The sequence below is a fragment of the Janthinobacterium sp. SUN026 genome, assembly GCF_030397625.1.
Classification (GTDB): Bacteria; Pseudomonadota; Gammaproteobacteria; order Burkholderiales; family Burkholderiaceae_D; genus Janthinobacterium; species Janthinobacterium kumbetense.
Genome location: NZ_JAPQNU010000002.1, coordinates 842,791 through 861,870, shown reverse-complemented (window position 1 = coordinate 861,870; position 19,080 = coordinate 842,791). Strand labels below are relative to the sequence as shown.

The 19,080-nt window shown below is 63.1% G+C and carries 21 protein-coding genes; 7 read left to right on the top strand and 14 right to left on the bottom strand.

The annotated features are described in order from the left end of the window. Positions 1 to 7 precede the first annotated feature (7 nt). From OX459_RS13415 to OX459_RS13350, 14 genes are all read right to left on the bottom strand, one after another. Positions 8 to 1,069: a flagellar motor protein MotB gene (locus OX459_RS13415; RefSeq protein ID WP_099664387.1), complete on the bottom strand. Its 1,062-nt coding sequence runs from the start codon at positions 1,067 to 1,069 to the stop codon at positions 8 to 10. Next, a complete protein-coding gene (gene motA, locus OX459_RS13410) occupies positions 996 to 1,910 on the bottom strand; it encodes a flagellar motor stator protein MotA (protein WP_034757817.1) in 915 nt (304 codons plus the stop codon). Before motA ends, OX459_RS13415 begins: the two co-directional genes overlap by 74 nt. Before the next feature lie 56 nt (positions 1,911 to 1,966). Next, positions 1,967 to 2,710: a FliA/WhiG family RNA polymerase sigma factor gene (locus tag OX459_RS13405; protein WP_077403148.1), complete on the bottom strand. Its 744-nt coding sequence runs from the start codon at positions 2,708 to 2,710 to the stop codon at positions 1,967 to 1,969. 33 nt (positions 2,711 to 2,743) lie between these two features. Continuing rightward, on the bottom strand, positions 2,744 to 3,205 hold the full coding sequence (locus OX459_RS13400) for a flagellar basal body-associated FliL family protein (protein WP_306558280.1): 462 nt from the start codon (positions 3,203 to 3,205) through the stop codon (positions 2,744 to 2,746). Between the two features lie 11 nt (positions 3,206 to 3,216). Beyond that, entirely contained in the window at positions 3,217 to 4,362 is a 1,146-nt protein-coding gene (locus OX459_RS13395) for a flagellar hook-length control protein FliK (protein ID WP_289905396.1), read from the bottom strand. Beyond that, a complete protein-coding gene (locus OX459_RS13390; protein WP_289905395.1) occupies positions 4,359 to 4,601 on the bottom strand; it encodes a hypothetical protein in 243 nt (80 codons plus the stop codon). Before OX459_RS13390 ends, OX459_RS13395 begins: the two co-directional genes overlap by 4 nt. A gap of 67 nt (positions 4,602 to 4,668) precedes the next feature. Further along, entirely contained in the window at positions 4,669 to 5,058 is a 390-nt protein-coding gene (gene fliS, locus OX459_RS13385; RefSeq protein WP_034757830.1) for a flagellar export chaperone FliS, read from the bottom strand. Between the two features lie 50 nt (positions 5,059 to 5,108). Further along, positions 5,109 to 6,521: a flagellar filament capping protein FliD gene (fliD, locus tag OX459_RS13380; protein WP_289905394.1), complete on the bottom strand. Its 1,413-nt coding sequence runs from the start codon at positions 6,519 to 6,521 to the stop codon at positions 5,109 to 5,111. Between the two features lie 89 nt (positions 6,522 to 6,610). Then, entirely contained in the window at positions 6,611 to 7,048 is a 438-nt protein-coding gene (locus OX459_RS13375) for a flagellar export protein FliJ (RefSeq protein WP_289905393.1), read from the bottom strand. Positions 7,049 to 7,056: 8 nt separating this feature from the next. Further along, entirely contained in the window at positions 7,057 to 8,367 is a 1,311-nt protein-coding gene (fliI, locus tag OX459_RS13370; protein WP_251349169.1) for a flagellar protein export ATPase FliI, read from the bottom strand. After that, positions 8,364 to 9,053: a flagellar assembly protein FliH gene (fliH, locus tag OX459_RS13365; RefSeq protein ID WP_034787861.1), complete on the bottom strand. Its 690-nt coding sequence runs from the start codon at positions 9,051 to 9,053 to the stop codon at positions 8,364 to 8,366. The genes fliI and fliH overlap by 4 nt, the downstream gene beginning before the upstream one ends. Further along, a complete protein-coding gene (locus OX459_RS13360) occupies positions 9,050 to 10,090 on the bottom strand; it encodes a flagellar motor switch protein FliG (RefSeq protein WP_077403172.1) in 1,041 nt (346 codons plus the stop codon). The genes fliH and OX459_RS13360 overlap by 4 nt, the downstream gene beginning before the upstream one ends. Further along, positions 10,068 to 11,798: a flagellar basal-body MS-ring/collar protein FliF gene (gene fliF / locus OX459_RS13355; protein ID WP_289905392.1), complete on the bottom strand. Its 1,731-nt coding sequence runs from the start codon at positions 11,796 to 11,798 to the stop codon at positions 10,068 to 10,070. Before fliF ends, OX459_RS13360 begins: the two co-directional genes overlap by 23 nt. A 60-nt stretch (positions 11,799 to 11,858) precedes the next feature. After that, entirely contained in the window at positions 11,859 to 12,197 is a 339-nt protein-coding gene (locus OX459_RS13350; RefSeq protein ID WP_034787870.1) for a flagellar hook-basal body complex protein FliE, read from the bottom strand. A 551-nt stretch (positions 12,198 to 12,748) separates the two neighbouring features. On the opposite strand from OX459_RS13350, the gene OX459_RS13345 reads away from it, so the two are divergent. From OX459_RS13345 to OX459_RS13315, 7 genes are read left to right on the top strand one after another with little or no spacing between them, the layout of a single operon-like run. Beyond that, positions 12,749 to 13,627, top strand: a complete 879-nt coding sequence (locus OX459_RS13345; protein WP_257218649.1) for a FliM/FliN family flagellar motor switch protein — start codon at positions 12,749 to 12,751, stop codon at positions 13,625 to 13,627. 1 nt (position 13,628) lies between these two features. Beyond that, positions 13,629 to 13,994, top strand: coding sequence for a FliM/FliN family flagellar motor switch protein (locus OX459_RS13340; protein WP_289905391.1), 366 nt, complete (start codon positions 13,629 to 13,631; stop codon positions 13,992 to 13,994). Further along, a complete protein-coding gene (gene fliP / locus OX459_RS13335; protein ID WP_251349167.1) occupies positions 13,991 to 14,761 on the top strand; it encodes a flagellar type III secretion system pore protein FliP in 771 nt (256 codons plus the stop codon). The genes OX459_RS13340 and fliP overlap by 4 nt, the downstream gene beginning before the upstream one ends. A gap of 3 nt (positions 14,762 to 14,764) precedes the next feature. Then, positions 14,765 to 15,037 (top strand): flagellar biosynthetic protein FliQ, encoded by a 273-nt coding sequence (locus tag OX459_RS13330; RefSeq protein WP_289905390.1) that lies wholly within the window; start codon positions 14,765 to 14,767, stop codon positions 15,035 to 15,037. A gap of 11 nt (positions 15,038 to 15,048) precedes the next feature. Continuing rightward, a complete protein-coding gene (locus OX459_RS13325; RefSeq protein ID WP_289905389.1) occupies positions 15,049 to 15,849 on the top strand; it encodes a flagellar biosynthetic protein FliR in 801 nt (266 codons plus the stop codon). After that, on the top strand, positions 15,839 to 16,978 hold the full coding sequence (locus tag OX459_RS13320) for a flagellar type III secretion system protein FlhB (protein WP_289905388.1): 1,140 nt from the start codon (positions 15,839 to 15,841) through the stop codon (positions 16,976 to 16,978). Before OX459_RS13325 ends, OX459_RS13320 begins: the two co-directional genes overlap by 11 nt. Next, complete coding sequence (locus OX459_RS13315) at positions 16,975 to 19,062, top strand: flagellar biosynthesis protein FlhA (RefSeq protein ID WP_289905387.1); 2,088 nt, start codon at positions 16,975 to 16,977, stop codon at positions 19,060 to 19,062. The genes OX459_RS13320 and OX459_RS13315 overlap by 4 nt, the downstream gene beginning before the upstream one ends. Positions 19,063 to 19,080 lie beyond the last annotated feature (18 nt).

Below are 19,080 nucleotides of genomic sequence, written 5' to 3'. Positions count from 1 at the left end.
CTTGCCCTTAATTTGCATGCTCATCCCGCTCCTTCTTTGCGGGCAAGCCCAGTTTCTCGCGCAGGCGCTGCAAGGTGCCCGAGTCCGGTTCGCCCACTTGCAATTCTTCGCCCTGCGGCTTTTGTCCGGCCATGCCGAACATGGCGGCGATGCTGTCAGCCTGGCCACGCGTCAATATTAACAGTTCGATGCGGCGGTTGATGCCGGCGCTGGCGTTTTTTACGTCCAGCGGCGCGCGGTCGGCCATGCCGACCACTTGCAGCACGCTGTCCGGACTCATGCTGCCGATCAACAATTGCGCGCGCGCCGACATGGCGCGGTTGGCCGACAGGGTCCAGTTCGAAAAACCTTCATAGCCGGTATTGGCGTATTGCATCGAATCGGTGTGGCCGACGATCAGCATCTGGTTATCCATTTGCGCAAACACAGGGCCCATCTGGCGCAGCAGCTTGCGGAAACGGTCGGTCGGCACGGCGCTGCCGCGCACGAACATGCCTTGCTTGTCCGTGTCGTGCAGCATGACGCGCAAGCCGTACGGCGTGATCACGGATTGCAAATTGCTCTTCAATCCCGCTTCATCGCTGAGCTTATCGAGCGCGCGCGACAGGCTCAGCAAGTCTTCCGGCGACTGGTAGCTGACCTTGGTCTGGTTTTGCGGCGCGGCGCCAGCCTTGCCGTCCTGCATCTGCTTGCCTTCCGTGCGCGTGTCGCCCGTGCCCTTGCGTGGCATGGGGAAGCGCTCGATCAGGCTGCCGCGCGGGCCACCTTTCTGTTCCGGCATGACGCCCTGGCCTTCGCCCTGGCGGCTGCCTGCCGACGCATCCATCATGATTTCCTTCATCGCCTGCTGCTCGCGCGCAGCCATCAGCCACAGCACGAGGAAGAGCGACAGCAGGGCCAGGCAAAAGTCGGCGAACGCTACTTTCCAGGCGCCGCCATGGCCATCGTCGTCGTGCTTGCGACCGGCACGCTTGATGATGGCCTGTTCATGTTTCTCATGCGGCTTTAGCACGGCGGCCTCCCCGGCCTTGGCCTTGCTCTTGTTCGGCGCCGCCATCTTCCAGCGCATTGATCCAGCTCTCCAGCTGGGCGAAGCTAGGCTTGATGTTCAGCTGCACAAGGCGGCGGCCCGCATCGATGGCCAGCAGGGGCGGTTTGCCCGCCACGTGCGTGACCAGCACGACCTTCACGCATTCCATGGTCGAGCCTTCCTCGCCCACCAGCTGTTTCATCATGTTGCACATCGGATCGAGCACGCCGTAGCAGAAGAAGATGCCGATGAAGGTACCGACCATGGCGGCGCCCACTTTTTCCGAGATTTCCGCCGCATCGGCGCCGTCGGCCACGGAATTCATGGCCATCACGATACCCAGAACGGCGGCCAGGATACCGAAACCAGGCATGGCTTCGGCGATCTTGTGCAAGGATTTCGACGGTTGCAGCAATTCGTCGTGGATGGCTTCCAGTTCCTGCTCCAGCACGCCTTCCAGCTCATGCGCGTTGATCTTGCCCATCGCCATCAAACGGAAGTTGTCGACGATGAAGGCCAGCAGCTTCGGCTCTTCCAGCACCAGCGGATAGCGCTGGAACAGGGCGCTTTCGCGCGGCGCCTCGACGTGGGCGTCCAGTGCCTTCAGGCCGCCGGCGGCCGTTTGCAGCAGTTCGTACATCAGCAGCAGCAACTGGCGCTGGAATTCCGAGCCTTGCTTCTTGTGCGTGACGATCTTGCGCATCTGGTGCAGCATTTCACCGAGTACATGCTTGGGGTTGCCCAGCACCAGGGCGCCGACGGCGGCGCCGATGATGATGATCAACTCGACCGGTTGCCAGATCGCGTGGACGGTGCCGCCCATCAGGGCGAAGCCTCCGAATACACACCCCATCACGATTAAGATACCGATAATTACCATGTCAACTGCCTTTCTGCGTCATTGTGCTGCGTCAATTTGATGGATAGTGCTGAAACTTATGCGTCTTGCAGCATGGTTTTCATCTTGCCCAGCGCCGTCTTGTTCAACTGGCAGACGCGGGCGTCGCTCAGGTCTAGCACGGCGGCAATTTCTTTATAGCTCAGTTCGAATTCGTAATACATCTGGATCACGCGCTGTTCCCGTTCGTCCAGCGTGCGCAGCGCCTGTTCCAGGCTGCGCCGCACCATCAATTGCTCTTCCGGGCTCGGTGCGCTGTCGGCTTGCCCCAGGCTTTCCTGCAGCACTTCATCAAAACTGGCGATCAGCTCGGCGTTTTCCGCCAGCTGGTACTCCTGGAAGGCTTCCGGCGTCAGCTTCAGGGCCGCCATGATTTCCGCTTCCAGCGGCTCGCGCCCCAGGCGCCGGGTGAGGGCGCGCACGCTGTCGCGCAGGCGGTGGCTTTCCTGGCGCACGGCGCGCGGACGCCAGTCCTGGCGCCGCAATTCATCGAGGATGGCGCCGCGGATGCGCAGACTGGCATAGCTGCCGAACGACTGGTCCGGCACGCCGTAGCGGCGCAAGGCTTCGAGCAAGCCCATCAGGCCGATCTGTTCCATGTCGTCGCGGTCGATGGCGCCCGACACCTGCGAATTGAGCTGGCGCACGATGCGTTTCACCAACGGGGAGTACGCCACCAGATGTTGTTGTTCTTCGGCAACACTGAGCACTGCCGCGCAAGCGCTGGCGGCGGCATATTCGCCGGCGCCATACGCTTCCTGGTATTGCTCTACATAGGCCAAGGGATCTCCCACTAGGTCGGCTGGCGTGTTGGCTTATTCAATGATCAGCTTGCCGACCATGACTTCGGTGAACGGTTTTTCCATCTGTTCGCGTTCATAGCTGACATTGAAGGCCTTGTTGATCTGTTCGGCAAATTGCTCCACCGTCATCGTCTGTGCCTTGTCCATCGGGAAACTCGACAGGGTGCTGACGGCGATCGAACGCATCAGCGGCAAGTGATCCTTGGTCAGCTTTTCCTTTTCCTCGGTGGTGGCGATCACCAGGTCGGCCGACAGGTAATGCGTTTCGCCTTCGCCGGGGCCGCGGCGCAGCATCACGATGACCTTGTCCAGCGTGAGGAACTTGCGCGCCTTCTTGCCCGTGGCCGGCGGCGGGGTCTTGGCTTCGGCCACCTCGGCATGGCCGGCAACCGGCTTGGCCAGGTACCACATGGCGCCGCCAGCGGCGCCGGCGGCCAGCACGGCCACGGCGACAAAGCCGCCTATCAGTTTCATTTTCATATTCATCAGGCAGTCTCTCGATCATGCATGGCGTAAGTGGTACCGGCAGGGCTGCCGTCGGACAGGGCGCGTCCCGGTTCCGCGTCGTCGTTCTGGCGGCCCGGCTGACGCTGGCCGCGCGCATCGCCTTCGGCAAATGCCTGGGCGGCGGGGCTGCGCGGGGTGGCGCTGATATTCACGGCCACCTCGGTGTACTGGCGCTGCGCCAGGTCGCTGCGCATGTTTTCGCCGATACCTTGCAACTGGCGCAACACTTCCGAGTTCGACGCCGTGACGTTCACCTGCAGCGCGCCAGCCGTGTGGCGGATGGAAATTTCAATGCGTCCCAGCATGGGCGGGTCGAGGCGGATCGTCGCGTGTTCGCTGTTGCGGCCGATCTGCGTCTGCAGGCGTTCGCCGAGCGCTTCGCGCAGCGGTTCCTGCCATTGCTGGGCAGGGCCGTTGAGCTTGATGGTGTCGCCGGACGGGGCCGCCGTGGCCGTATTGCCGACCGCGCCCGTCAAGCCCAGGTTGGGCGTGGCGGGGGCCGGCGTCGCGGCGCCGCGTTCGCCTTCGCGCGCGGCAGGGGCGGCGGCGGCCGTCACGGGAGCGCCCTGTTGCAGCAGCGCTTCGAACGGCTGTGCCGGCGCGCTGCCCTTGGCGGCGGTCGCCGGGTTGGCGGCGGCCAGCGGTTCGCGCGTGTCGCGCCCTGGCGCTGGCGCCATTGCCGGCGCGGAGAGGGTGACGGCAGCGGGATGCAGGCTGATGTTGAGTGCCGGGTTGGCTTGCGCCGCATTCGCCTGCACCGGTGTTTGTGCCTGGGCTGCGGCGCGCGCCTCGGCTGCGGCCGCGTCCGTTGGCGGCAGCATCGTCACCGGCAGGCCGATGACGGGGGCGGCCATGGCCGGCAGGCTGCTGTCGGCCTGGCTGTCGCTGTCGCTGTCGCTGTCCTTGGCGGGAGCAGGCGCGGGTGCGCCGGCGTCGGCCGTTTCCACGGCTGTCACATCGAGCACCTGCGCAAACAGGGGCAGGGCGGAGGGCGTTGTCCCGCTGCTGCCATAGCCTGGCGTGCCGGGCAAGGCAGCGGCCTGTGCCGGCGCTGGCGCCGGTGCGGATGCAGCGGAGGCTGCCGGTGCCGGAGCGGCCGGCGCCGTGTTGAAGTTCATGATCATGCTTGATTCCCGTCCGAGTCGTATTCGCCGAGTGCGGCGTAGGCGACCCAACCTTCCTTATTTGCCTGTAATGCACCCAGGTGTAACCCCAGGCGTTCTTTTTCCGCAGAGCAAATTTTAACCGCTTGCGCGTGAATTTTGCGCAATTGCAACAATTCTGTTTGTTCCAGCGCATTCCATGCGCCACGTTCGGCCAGCAGCGGAATGTTTTTCGCCAGGCTGGCCGAGAGTTTTTCCATCGCCTCCCAGTCCGCCTGGGCGACAGCCGCGCTCAAATGCCGGCTCAGCTGCTGCAGCGCAGCGCGCCTAGGCATTGTTGGCCTGGACGCCCACCCAGCCACGCTTGATGGTGGTCATCAAGGTCGTCACTTCATCGATCAGCGTCGGGTCGAGCTTGATGCCGGCCGTGTACAGGCGCGCCACGCAATAGTCGTACAGGCGCGCCAGGTTGACCACCACTTCGCCGCCATTGTCGAAATCGAGCGAGCTCGATAGACCGTTGATGATCTGCGTGCATTTATCCAGGCTGATGGCCTTTTGCTCGTAGCGCTTGCCCACGATGTGCCCGCGCGCGCGCGCCAGTTCTTCCAGCAGGCCGTCCGTCAGCACCAGTACCAGTTCGACCGGTGTGGCGCGGGCGGTCTGGGAATCCAGGTTGACGGCATGGTAGCTGCCGTAAGCTTCATTGTTCAACATTATTCTCTTCTCGCTATGTTAACTGTGGCGGCGCGGCAGGCACGTCCGCCTTAGGATTTACTGTCATTAAACATGGCATCGAACATGTCCGAATTCCGGGTCATTTGCTCCTGCAATACCTGCAGGCGCGAATATTGGTCCAGGAAACGGGTGTAAGCAGTGTTGTACTGGTTGGTCAGGCGCTCGGCGCTCTTGGCCAGGCTTTTCTGCAACTTGTCCGTCGCTGCCATGCGCTGGGTGATCTGGCCTTTGGTGATATTGCTCCACTGTCCCAGCACCTTGTCCAGGCCGCCGAGCACGCCGGCTGGGGCCGACAGGCTGTTATTGCCGAACAGTTTGTCCAGGCCGCCAGGATTGTCCGCCAGCTTGGCCGTCAGCTTGGCGGTATTCAGGCTGATCGTGCCGTCGCGCTGGGCGGTAATGCCATACGCTACCAGCGATACGCCATCGACGTTCAGGCGCAAGGCATCGCCCATGCTGGTGCGCAGGGCGTTCAGGCCGGAGTCGTGGGCAAAGATGCCGGCAGCGATATTTTTTTCCGGATTGCCGGGGCTGGCCAGGCCATCCATTACGCTTTTCAGCTTGTTGTAGGCATCGACGAAGGCTTGCACATTGGCAATGGTGCCGGCGCTGTCGGTGCCGACGGTCACGGTCACCGGGCTCTCGCCTGCCGTCATGGCCTTGGTGAACGTCATTTTCACGTCAGGCACGTTGGTGAAGGTATTCGATGCCTGGGTGATCTTGGTGCCGGAACCCTGCGCGCCCAGCCAGACGATGGCGTCCTTGGGTGCTGCGATGGCTTTTATGTCGCGCTGCAGCGCTGACTTCAGGCCCGCATCCGTCACGCTGTTGGTATCGATCGAGACGGCATTGGCGACGCCGGTGAGATTCGACGTCAGCACCAGTTGCGCCTGGTTGCCGATATTGATGACGGAAGCGGTGACGCGCGCATTATTCTTGCTGTTGCCATTGATGGCGGCGGCGATTTCCTGCGGTGTCAGGACACCGTCGCCATCCTTGTTGGCGGCGGCCAGGTCGATATCGAAGGCGTTGTCGGCGGTGACGGCGGCCAGCGGATCGCCGAGGCGGATGGTCATGTTGCCGCCGTTGGCGGGCGTGGTGCTGCTCAAGCCGCCGTACGAAGTCTGGCTGGCCGTGGCCAGTTGTTCGACAAAGAACGCGTAGCTGCCAGGCGCCGCCTTGATGCCGGCCGTGCCCGTGCCATACGCGGTATTGCTGAAGGTGGCGGACTGGCTCAGCACCGATTTGCTGGACGTCATGCTCGTCATCGCCAGCTGGAATGCCGAGATGGCCGATTTCAGGTTGCCCAGCGCGCTGCTGGTGTTGTTGGCCAGCGTGGTCTGATTCGCCAGGGCTGCCTTTTGCGCCGCCACCGATTTGGTAGCCAATTGTTCTGCTGTGACGATCGGATCGTATCGTGGTGCGGTAATTACGTTTGCCATGCCAGACTCCTGAATAAAGGGATATACCGGTACAAGGCGACCCCCATTCCCGTTTTGTGAAGTTTTCCTGAAAGAAACTTACACAAACCTCATTTTACCTGCCCGCGGAACCAGAATTGCGTCGCCAGCTCGTCTTGCCGCTTGGCATCAACTCGGTGTTGCTCATTTGCAACATTCTTTTGCTTTTGCGTCAGCACCTGGTCCAGCACTTCGCGCTTGGCCCAGGCCGTATTGAGCGCGCGTTGCGAAACGGCCATGTTGGCTTCGTGCAAATGCAGGTCGGTACGGTGCTGGTCGGCCATCTGCATGACGGCTTGCTTGAAGTTGCCGCAGTTGACGGACAGGGCCAGGGGCAGGGCGCCGCTGGGGCCGCTATCCGTGTACAGGCCCGTCAAGCGTTCCAGGTTTTTCTGGTAGCGTTCGCGCACGGCCGTCTGCGCCGCCATTTCGCCTTGCAGGCGTTCCACTTCGGTGCTGCGCAGGCCGACCAGGGTGGTCAGGTTGCGGATGGTATGCGCGTCGCTCACGTATGCTCCTAGGCCATGATCTGTTCAAGTTGTTCGATGCACGGCCCCATCGGCGCCTCTTCCTTGGTGCCCTGGCACAGGAAGGCTTCGATGGGCGCGTGCAGCTGGACGGCGCGGTCGGTGATCGGGTCGGCGCCGGGCACGTAGGCGCCCAGCGGGATCAGGTCGCGCACGCGCGCATGGCGCGCCATCGACGCTTTCAGCGCGCGCGCCGCCTGCATGTGGCTGGGCGTGATCACCTGCGCCATGCAGCGGCTGATCGAGGCGGCGATGTCGATGGCGGGGTAGTGGCCCCGCTCGGCCAGTTCGCGCGTGAGCACGATGTGGCCGTCGAGAATCGCGCGCGCCGTGTCGACCACGGGGTCCTGCTGGTCGTCGCCCTCGGCCAGCACCGTGTAGATGGCGCTCATGCTGCCTTCCGGGTGGGCGCCATTGCCGGCGCTTTCCACCAGTTGCGGCAAGTTCGAAAACACGGACGGCGGGTAGCCGCGCGTGGCCGGCGGCTCGCCCAGGGCCAGCGCCACTTCGCGCAAGGCCATCGCATAGCGCGTCAGCGAGTCGACCAGCAGCAGCACGTGCTTGCCCTGGTCGCGGTAGTGGGCGGCGATCGAATGGCACAGTTCGGTGGCCATGATGCGCATCAACGGCGATTCATCGGCCGGGGCGATCACCAGCACGGCTTTTTTCAAGCCTTCGGCGCCGAGCGACTTTTCGACGAATTCGCGCACTTCGCGGCCCCGTTCGCCGATCAGGCCGACGACGACGACATCGGCCACCGTCTGGCGCGTGATCAGGCCCAGCAGCACGCTCTTGCCGACGCCGGAACCGGCCATCAGGCCCACGCGCTGGCCCTTGCCCAGGGTTAGCATGCTGTTGATGGCCCGCACGCCCACGTCCAGCGGCTCGACCACCGGTTGTTTCTTCAGGGGATTGATTTTTGGCGGCGTGACTTCCAGGATGTGTTCGCCGCCGAGGCGGCCCAGGTCGTCGATCGGCTCGCCCAGGCCATTGACCATGCGGCCCAGCCACGACGGGCCGATCTGCAGGCTGGCCTTGTCGGGCAAGGGCAGAACCCTGGCGCCGGTGGTCAGGCCCGTGGCCTTCTTGAACGGCATCAGGTAGGACAGCTTTTCGCGAAAACCCACGACTTGCGCATCGAGCCACTCGCCGCTCACAGTTTCAATTTGACAACGCTGGCCCGTGTGCAGGCGGCAGCCGGCGCTTTCCAGCAGCAGGCCGGACGCGCCGACCAGGCGGCCGGTGGGTGTCGCGACCGGGATATCGCCGATCTCGAAACTGCGCAGCGTGTCGGCGATCATGCAGGCGCGCCCTGGTCTGCGTGTTCGGCGGCCAGCGCCAGGTGGCTGCTGACTTGTTCCATGCAGGCCGACAGGCGCTGATGGCAGCCCGCGTCGACTTCATTGTCGCCCGCCTTGATGCGGCATTCGCCCGCGTCGAGGCGCGCGTCGGCGATCAGGTTCCAGCGCTTGGCGCGCTTCGGATCGAGTTCGCTGATGCGTTTGAGTTCTTCCGGATTGAGGAAGACGTCGATTTCCTCGCGCGTGGGCGGCATCGAGGCCAGGGTCTCGTCGACCAGGGCCAGCAATTGCACCGGCTGCAGCGCCAGTTCCGCGCGGATCACCTGGCGCGCCACCTTGGCCACCAGGTCGACCACTTCCTTGCGCTGCGCTTCGCGGTAGTCGGCGCGCACTTTTTTCAGGTCGCGCAGGATGGCGTCGACGGGGCGCGCCAGGCGGTCCAGCGCCACCAGGGTTTCGTTGCGGCCTTCTTCGCGGCCCTGCGCCATGCCGTCGTTGCGTCCGGTGTCGTAGCCGTCCTGCTGGCCTTGCACCAGGCCCACTTCGTAGCCGTCGCGCTGGCCCTGCTCGAAGCCTTCCGAGACGGACGCCTGCCACTGGCCGTCCGTGTCCTCGTTGGAGGCACGCTGGCCGGCGGCGATGAATTGCGACAGGGGCGGGAAACGATACGAGCGGAAGTGTTTCATTCGATCACCGCTTCGGCAAACAGTTGCACTTCGATCTCGCCCGCATCGGCGAGGCCCTTGACGGTGGCCATGATTTCCTGGCGCGTTTGTTCGATACGGCTCAAAGGCACGGGACCGGAACGGCGCATCATGTCTTCGAAGCTCTGTGCCTGGCGGCGCGGCATGGTTTTCAGCACGGCGTCGCGGATCGACGGTTCCGCGCCCTTGAGCGCGATGGCCCACTGTTCCATCGGCACGTCTTCCAGGATGCGCGTGAGCGTGACATCGCTCTGCGTGGCCAGGATCAGGAAGTCGTACATGCTCAGTTCGATTTCCGACACCACTTCCGGGTCGTGCGCGCGCAGCAGTTCGACCAGCGCGGCGCGGTTGCCGGGCATGCGGTTGAGAATCTCGGCCGCCTGGCGGATGCCTTCCACGCTGGTGCTTTGCGTGTCGAGCGTGCCCAGGCAGCGGCCCACCAGTTCGTCGAGCTCGACCAGCAGGTCGCGGTCGATCTCGTCCAGGCGCGCCAGGTTCAGCAAGACCAGGTCGCGGCCTTCGACGGGCAGGGCGTCGAGGATCTGGCCGGCCAGCGCGGGCGGCAGGAAGGCCAGGAACACGGCTTGCATCTGCACGTGTTCATTGACGATGTATTCGGCCAGCCATTTTGGCGAAGCCCACTGCAGGCGCGCCATCTTGGGGCGGATGGCGTCGCCGTAAATGTTGTTCAGCACGCTATTTGCGATATCGCTGCCCAGCGCCATGTCCAGCGAACGCTTCAGGTAGCTGCGCGAGGCGCCGTGCACGCCGCTTTGCTGGCGGTAGTCGTCGAAGAAGGTCTGCATCGCCGTTTTCACGGACTCGACCTTGATGCCGCTCATGCGCGACATCACTTGCGTGACTTCCAGCAATTCTTCGCGCGACAGGCAGCGCAGCACGTTGGCCGCCTGTTCTTCGCCGATGCTCAGCAGCACGATGGCAGCCTGTTCCACGGGGTTCAGGCTGGCGCTTTCGTATTCGGCGCCGTCGGAGGGATTATTGTTGTTGAGTTCGGCCATTTTTCTGCATCCATTGTTTGACGACTTCGGCGACACGCTCGGGTTCTTTTTCAGCCAGCACTTTCAGGTGGTCGACCATCACGTCGACCGCCGAGCCAGGTGGCGGCAAGTCATAGTTTTCCAGCAGCGGCACGACGGGCATGCTGCCGGCGGCGGCTTCGCCTTCGAGCGCCAGCGGTGTGCCATTCACGCCCAGGGCTGGCGCGCCGGCAACGGCCGCGCCAGTCGCGCCGGCGGCGGCGCTGCCGCCCAGTGCCAGGGCAGGGTCGAGCTGTTTCAGTGGCGGCGGCGCCAGGCGCGTGGTCAGCAGGCGCAGCAGCGGACGCAGGATCAGGAAGTAGCCGAGGATGGCGCCCAGCGCGTACAGCAGCCAGCTGCTGAAATCGACGACGGTATCGCGCTCTTCCCACCACTGCGCCACGGGCGGCTTGGCGGGGAAGGCCAGCGCCGTCAGGCTCAGGCTGTCGCCGCGCTGGGCGTTGATGCCCAGGCCGCTGTTGAGCATTTTTTCAATATTGCCCAGTTCGGCAGGAGTCCAGCCCGTTTTCGGGTTCGGTGCGGCGGCGCTGTTGAGGACCACGGCGACGCTGAGTTTTTCCAGGCGGCCACGGCTGCGCTTGATCTGCGTGATGCTGCGGTCGTAGGCGTACTGGCGCGTGGTGGCGTTCTTGCGGGCCGTGCCGTCGTCGGACGGTTTCGGTGCGCCGTCGGCGGGTGCGGCGCCTGCTGCGTCGGCCGGTGCCGGTACGGCGGCCGCCGGCGGACGGTTCGACAGGCTGCCGGGAATGCCGGCCACGGTGCGGTTGCGTTCCTGCTCTTCGCGCATCGCTTCGCTCGTCACTTTCGGGGCTTCGCCGTATTTTTCCAGCGTTTCGTCGACGCGGTCGTTGTTCACGGCGGCCGTCACGCTGAGCTTGAAGTTGTCTTCGCCGATGACGGGGCCGAGCAAGCCCGTGACGTTGCGGCGGATTTCATCCTGGAAACGTTTCGCGCCTTCATTGCCGGCGGCCGAGGCGTCGAAGCCGTCCGTCAGGTCGACGTGCGCGGACAGCAGGTTGCCGCCCTGGTCGACCAGGCTCACGCGCGTGGGCGCCAGGCTGGCGACGCTGCCGGCCACCATGTTGATGACGGCGGCGATCTGTTCCGGCGCCAGGGTGCGGCCCGGCTTCAGCGCCACGACGATCGAGGCGGACGATTTGTCGCCGTCGCTGGCGACGAACGACGTCGATTTCGCAATCGACAGATGGACGCGCGCCGAAGCGATCGCGTCCATCGTCATGATGCTTTGCGCCAGTTCGCCTTCCAGGCCGCGGCGGAAGCGCACGTCCTGCACGAATTGCGATACGCCCAGCGGGTCATTCTTGTCCATCAGTTCCAGGCCGGCCGGCAGTTGCGCCGTCACGCCTTTCGAGGCGAGCAGCATGCGCACCTTGCCCAGCATGGCGTCGGGCACCAGCACCTGGCCGCTGTCCGGATGCAGGCGGTAGGGGATGTGTTCGGCGTCCAGCGTGGCCATCATGTCCGTCACGGCCACTTTTTCGCGCGCGCCAAACACCGGCTTGTAGTTGGCCTGGTCGCGCCAGGCATACATGGTCACCATGGCGGTGATGCCGATGGCCAGCACGACGATGGGAACCAGGTTTTTCAGCAGGGCGGGCGGGATGGCGGGCTGGGCACCAAGGCGCCAGCGCGCAAATGCGGACTTCATGGGGGTAATCACTTGGGGTAACTTTCGCTGGGAGGCTGGGCGTGGATCAGGACGTGAAGATTACAGAGGCAGTTTGATGAGTTCGTCGACGGCGCCCATGACCTTGTTGCGCACTTGCATCAACATGGAGAAGGACAGGCTCGCTTCCTGGCTGGCCAGCATGGCGCCGACCATATCGTCGCTCTTGCCGCTGTCGACGTCGCTCATTTTCTGCGCCGCCATGCGGTCATCGCCGTTGACCTTGCCGATGGCGTCTTTCATGCTTTGCGCAAAGGAGAAGCCGGATTGTTCCGGCGCGCCGAACTGGGCGGCGGGCGCGATGCTGGCGCCCAGGGCGCGCGCGTCATTGCTCAGTGCTGCCAGATCGGCCTTGATCAGACCTGCGAGTTCGTTGCTCATCGTGCCCTCTACTTTCAATATGCGGTGACGTATCAATCAGAAATTACTGGTGTTGCCATTCCGGCAGGCATGACATCCCGCGCCATCTTGCCCGGCCCGCCTACAGGGCCCATCAGTTTTATCAGTTGCCACACCATCCGCTCAAGCAGATTCAAACAAACCCGGCAGACCTGCGCCGACGTGATTCACATGGCCATGACAACTAATAATTATCTGATAAAAGTTTCTTCTGGTGGCAATAAGCGGGACTGGAAACTGCCATAAAAACCGGAATCAGGTAAGCGGAATGGCGCACTGCAAATCTATATTTTGTCGCTATAAGCTTACCTCGCGGCAACTATAAAGTAAAGAGAGGATTGCCTCAAGGAATATTGATACATGGCAATATTTAGCTTTTTCATGTATTGTTCAGCACCGTAGTCATCCTGCATGCGATACGATGCGCAATCGTTTGCTTGCAGACCGGTACGCCAGGTCAAGATGATGCTGTATTTAATTTCGGGCGATCCGTATAATTTGTTCTGCCACCGCAATACCGACATGACCACTACATGACAATCCTTACCAAGACAGATCAAACTGTGCGCCATCAAGTCCTCGATTCCTGTCTGCTTGGACGTCCTGTCCATTTGCTGCATGTATTCGGCGCCCAGCTGCGCGACGACCTGGCCGTGGCCCTGCGCCAGCCGATGAGTCGCCGCTACTGGGGGAATTTCCAGATCGATGCCGTGACCTTGTCGCGCGTGGAAAACGAGGACAGCGTGAACCGCTGGCTGAGTTTCTCCACGCCGGCCAGCCAGACGGGCTTTGCCCTCGAACGGCAGATACTCTTGAGCGTGCTGAACTATCGCTATGGTAGTGCCGGCGCCAAGGGCGCGCTGCCCGATCCGGCGCAGGTGCGCGTGACGGCTACGGAAGAGCGCCTCGCTGTGGTGCTTGGACAACAGTTGGTGAACAGTTTGTTCTCCCGCGTGCACAAGAACCTGCAAACCCTGGGCAAAAGCAGCGACATCGACACCAGTGCCGAGGTCGCCGCGCAGTCGGGCGTGCATCCGGCACGTGGCAGCTGGATCGTCACGGTGGCGCTCAGCGATGTCGAGGCGGGGCAGAGCGGCCAGTTCTGGTTCTCGCTGGACAAGCGCCTGATGGCCGACGTGCTGCGCGGCTTGCTGCCCGAGCGCGCGCAGGCGAAGAAAGCCTTGCGCGGCAGCGTGCGTCCGCTCGCGTCGCGCCTGCAAGTGACCCTGGAAGGCCGGCTCGTCAGCAAACAGGTGCAGCTGGGCGCCTTGTTCGACTTGCGCGTGGGCGACGTGATTCCCGTTAGCCTCAGCCGCACCGACGTCATGCTCGACGACTCCCGTCTCTTTACAGCTGCTGTTTCCGAACACAAGGGCAAGCTCTGTTTAACCTCCTTTGAAGATGTCGAATAATATGAATATGACCGATACCAACCAGAGCGAAACCCTGCTGGAAGACCTGGGCGATGACATGATCATCGACCAGGGCGACGTGTCCGATGTGGCCAACGGCCGCGCGCGGCGCGACATTCCGCAGATGATGCGCAAGATTCCCGTCACCCTGACCCTGGAAGTGGGCTCGGCCCGCATTTCGCTGGAAGAATTGATGGCCATCGGCCCGGAAAGCGTGATCGAACTCGACATGCTGGCCGGCGAACCGCTGGTGATCAAGGTCAACGGCACGCCGATCGGCCGTGCCGAAGTGGTGGTGGCCGGCGAGAACTATGGCCTGAAAGTCATCGACCTCGACGGCCTCAATCTCGACCTGATGACAGCATGAAGCTGGCGGTACCCGGCTTGAGCCGGCGCCGCGGCGCGCTGGCTGCCGCGCTGGCTGTTCCCGTTCTGATGCTGTGCTGCAACGCCGCTGGCGCGCAGGACCTGCTGTCCGGCGTGGTGCCGGGCGCGAAGACCGACCTGTCGGTGAAGATGCAGATCCTCGTCGTCATGACCCTGCTCGGGCTGCTGCCCGTGATGGTCATGATGATGACCAGCTTTACCCGCTTCGTCATCGTGCTGTCCCTGCTGCGCCAGGCCCTGGGCCTGCAGCAGGGCTTGCCCAACCGCATCGTCACGGGCATCGCGCTGATCCTCACCCTGCTGGTCATGCGCCCCATCGGCGACCAGGTGTGGAAGGAAGCGTTCGTGCCGTACGACCGCGACCAGATCGGCATGCAGGAAGCGCTGAAGATCGCCGAAGTGCCGATTTCGCGCTTCATGCTGGCGCAGACGAGCAAGGCCGCGCTGGCGCAGATCGCGCACCTGGCCGGCGAACCGTCGACCATGCGCCCGCAAGACCACAGTTTCACGGTCAAGCTGGCCGCGTTTGTGTTGTCCGAACTCAAGACGGCGTTCCAGATCGGGTGCATGCTGTTCATACCGTTCCTCATCATCGATCTGGTGGTGGCGTCCGTGCTGATGGCCATGGGCATGATGATGCTCTCGCCGCTGGTGATTTCGCTGCCGTTCAAGCTGCTGCTGTTCGTGCTCGTCGACGGCTGGACCCTGACCGTCAACACGCTTGTTACCAGCATACAGGGCTATTGATCCATGTTGACCCCTGAAGTCGCCGTCGACCTGATCATCGAAGCGCTGCACGTCGTGATGCTGCTGGTGGTGATCCTGGTCGTGCCCGGTTTGCTCATGGGCTTGCTGGTCGCGCTGGTGCAGGCGGCCACCTCGATCAATGAACAGACCATGAGTTTCCTGCCGCGCCTGCTGGTCACCCTGCTGGCCCTGATCCTGGCCGGCCGCTGGATGGCCGGTTACCTGATGGATTATTGCGTGTCCATTTTTCAGCGCGCCGCCACCCTGGTCGGATAGCGCCGCGCGCCATGGATCAGATTTTCAATCAGGTGCTGCCGTTTCTGCTGGCCGTGTGGTGGCCGTTCTGCCGCATCCTGGCCATGCTCAGCGCCTCGCCCGTGATCGGCGACGCCATGGTGCCCGTCCCCGTGCGGGTGCTGCTGTCGCTGGTGCTGGCGATCCTGATGCTGCCCGTGATGCAGGCGTCGGGCATCTCGCAGGATTTGCTGAAGATCGATCCGTTTTCCCTGCACGCCGCCGTCGCCACCCTGGAGCAGGCCATCATCGGCTTCGTCCTCGGCCTGGCCTTCCACTTCGCCATGTCCGTCATGTCGGTGCTCGGTTACCTGGTGTCGAGCCAGGTCGGCTTTTCCATGGCCGTCATGAACGACCCGCTCAATGGCACCTCGTCGGACGTGATCACGGGGATGCTCACCATCATGTGCATGATCGTGTTTTTCGCCATCGACGGCCACCTCGTGCTGACGGGCGTGATCGGCGCCAGTTTCACGGCCTGGCCCGTGGGGCAGGGCTACGGGCCGCTGCTGCTGCAGACGGTGGCGTATAACGTGGCGTGGATTTTCGCCGCCGCCATGCTGCTGGCCTTGCCCATCGTCTTTTCCACCATGTTGGTGCAGCTGGGCTTTGGCTTCCTGAACCGGGTTGCGCCGTCGCTGAACCTGTTTTCGCTGGGTTTTTCCATGATCACCGTGTTCGGCCTGCTGATGCTGGGGCAGATCGTGCGCTTTATCCCCGAGCACTACATCGCCATGACGAATCGCGTGCTCGATATGATCGCCGAACAGATGCGGGTGGCCCATGGCGGATAGCAGCACGGGCGACAAGACCGAAAAGGCTTCAGCGCAAAAGCTGAAGAAATCGCGCCAGGAAGGGCAGGTGGTGCGTTCGCGCGACCTGTCGACGGCGCTGGGCATCCTGATCAGCATGAAGGTTTTCATTTACCTGCTGCCAAGCTATCTGCTGAGCTTTCGCGAGCTGTTCGCCATGGCTTTCATGCCGCTCGACAGCAAGGGCGCGCTGGAAAATGCCATGTCGATGGCGTTTACGACGTCGGTGGGCTTGCTGATCAAGATGATCGTGCCGCTGTTTTGCGTGCCTCTGTTCGTTGTGCTCGGCTCCTTGATCCCTGGCGGCTGGGTCATCAGCACGAAGAACTGGATGCCGAAGATGGAGCGCCTGAGCCCGGCCAAGAACCTGGGCCGTCTGTTTGCGCCCAAGCATGCTTTTGAATTCGGCCTGTCCATCGCCAAGGCCGCCGTGCTGGGCATGGTGCTCGTGCATGTGAGCCGCTCCAGCCTGACGCAGTACGTGGATTTGCAACACCGGCCCCTGCAGCAGGCCATGCTCGACGGCTCGGCGCTGATGCTCGACGGCTTGATGGCGCTCATTTCCGTCTTTGTCCTGTTTGCCATCATCGACGTGCCGGCGCAGGCGTTCTTCTTTGCCCGCAACCAGCGCATGAGCAAGCAGGATGTCAAGGAAGAGCACAAGAGCAGCGAAGGCCGCCCCGAAGTGCGCCAGCGCATCCGCCAGCTGCAGCAGCAGATCGGCCGGCGCAGCGTGCGCAAGACCGTGCCCGACGCCGACGTGGTGATCGTCAATCCCGAGCATTACGCCGTCGCATTGAAGTATGACCAGGACCGCGCCGAGGCGCCGTTTGTCGTTGCCAAGGGCGTCGACGAGATGGCGCTGTATATCCGGCAAGTGGCGAAGGAACACGATATTGAAACGCTGGAGTTGCCGCCGCTGGCGCGCGCCATCTACAACACCAGCCAGGTGCAGCAGCAGATTCCCGTGCAGCTGTACCAGGCCGTGTCGCAGGTGCTCAACTACATCCTGCAGCTGAAAGCATTCCGTTCTGGGCAGCGCGCTGCCCAGCCCCCATTTCCCACCGAGGTGGTCGTGCCATCTCATTTGAGCGAGGTAGTACCTTCATGAATTTCCTGAACCGGTTGGTTGCCGAAATGCGCCGCCACAAGTTCGCCACGCCGCTGTTCCTGCTGGTGATCCTGGCAATGATCATCCTGCCGCTGCCGCCGGTGCTGCTCGATATCTTGTTCACTTTCAATATCGTGCTGGCACTGATCGTCATCCTCGTCAGCGTATCGGCCAAGCGGCCGCTCGATTTCTCCGTCTTCCCGACGGTGATCCTGGCCACCACCATGCTCAGGCTGACACTGAACGTGGCGTCCACGCGCGTGGTGCTGCTGCACGGCCACACGGGCGCGGATGCGGCCGGTAAGGTGATCGAGGCGTTTGGTAACGTCGTGATCGGCGGCAACTTCGTCGTCGGTATCGTGGTCTTCGTGATCTTGATGATTATCAACTTCGCCGTCGTCACCAAGGGCGCCGAGCGTATCTCGGAAGTGTCCGCGCGCTTTACCCTCGATGCCTTGCCGGGCAAGCAGATGGCCATCGATGCCGACCTGAACGCCGGCCTGATCAACCAGGAAAAAGCCCAGATCCGCCGCAAGGACGTGGCCGCCGAAGCGGATTTCTACGGCGCCATGGACGGCGCGTCGAAGTTCGTGCGCGGCGATGCCGTCGCCAGTATCCTGATTTTGATCATCAACATGGTGGGCGGCGTGGCCATCGGCTCGCTGATGCACGACCTGTCGTTCGGCGACGCTTTCCGTCAATACGCACTGCTGACCATCGGCGATGGCCTGGTGGCGCAGATTCCGGCGCTGCTGCTGTCGGCCGCGGCCGCCATCCTGGTGACCCGCATCAGCGATTCGGGCGACTTCGAACAGCAAGTGGCGGGCCAGGTGCTGACGTCGCCGACGGTGATTTACAGCGCGGCCGGCATGATGGTGGCGCTGGCCCTGATTCCGGGCATGCCGTGGTTCATGTTCATGACGTTTGCGGCCGTGCTGGCCTTCGTGGCCTGGCGTTTGACCAAGCGCGTGAAGGGGCCCGACGCGGCCGGCATGGCGGCCATCGAGGCAGCCTTGCGCGAGGAGCGCCCGGCCGAACTGGAGTGGCAGCAACTGCCTGCCGTGCAGCCGATGATGGTGATGCTAGGCTATAAACTGGTCGGCATGGTTGATAAAACGCAAGGCGAACCGTTGAACAAGCGCGTCAAGGGCGTGCGCCAGAGCCTGTCCGAAGCGATGGGCTTGCTGTTGCCGAATATCGGCGTGCGCGACGACCTGGCCCTGAAGCCGTCGCAATACGCGATCGTGCTGTCTGGCACCGTGGTGGCGCAGGCGGAAGTGCAGGCCGACCGCCTGATGGCGATCCCGTCGCCGAACGTGTATGGCCAGCTGGACGGCATTCCCGGCATCGAGCCGGCCTACGGCATGCCCGTCACGTGGATCGAGCCAAGCGAGAAGGCGCATGCGCTGGGTCTCGGCTACCAGGTCATCGAGGCGCCCAGCGTGATCGCCACGCACTTGTCGAAGATGGTGCGCGAATACTTGCCGGAACTGTTCCGCCACGAAGACGTCTCGAACATGATGGAACGCCTGACGGCCCTGTCGCCCAAGCTCGCCGGCGCGCTGGACAAGGCGCTCACGCACACGCAGCTGTTGCGCGTGTTCCGCGTCTTGCTGGCGGAAAATGTGTCACTGAAGGATATCGTGCCCATCGCCACCACCTTGCTCGACAGTTCGGAAACGACCAAGGACCCGATTTTGCTGGCGGCCGAGGTGCGCTGCGCGCTGCGGCGCCAGATCGTCAGCGGCCTGTTCGGCCAGAAGATGGAAATGCAGGCGTTTAACCTGGGCGGCGAACTGGAAAACATGTTGCTCGGTTCGCTGAACCAGGCGCGCCAGGCGGGCAAGGTGACTTTGGATAATTATCCGATCGATCCGCACCTGCTGTCGCAGCTGCAGGTGAACATGCCGGTGGCGCGCGAGCAGATGAAGCAGCAGGCCACGCCGCCGCTGTTGCTGGTGCTGCCGCAGATCCGTCCGCTGCTGGCCCGCTATGCGCGCCTGTTCGCGCCGGGCCTGCATGTGCTGTCGTACAACGAAATCCCGGAAAACCGCGAAGTGAGCATCATCGGCACGGTGGGATAAAACGCTGGCATGAAAAGA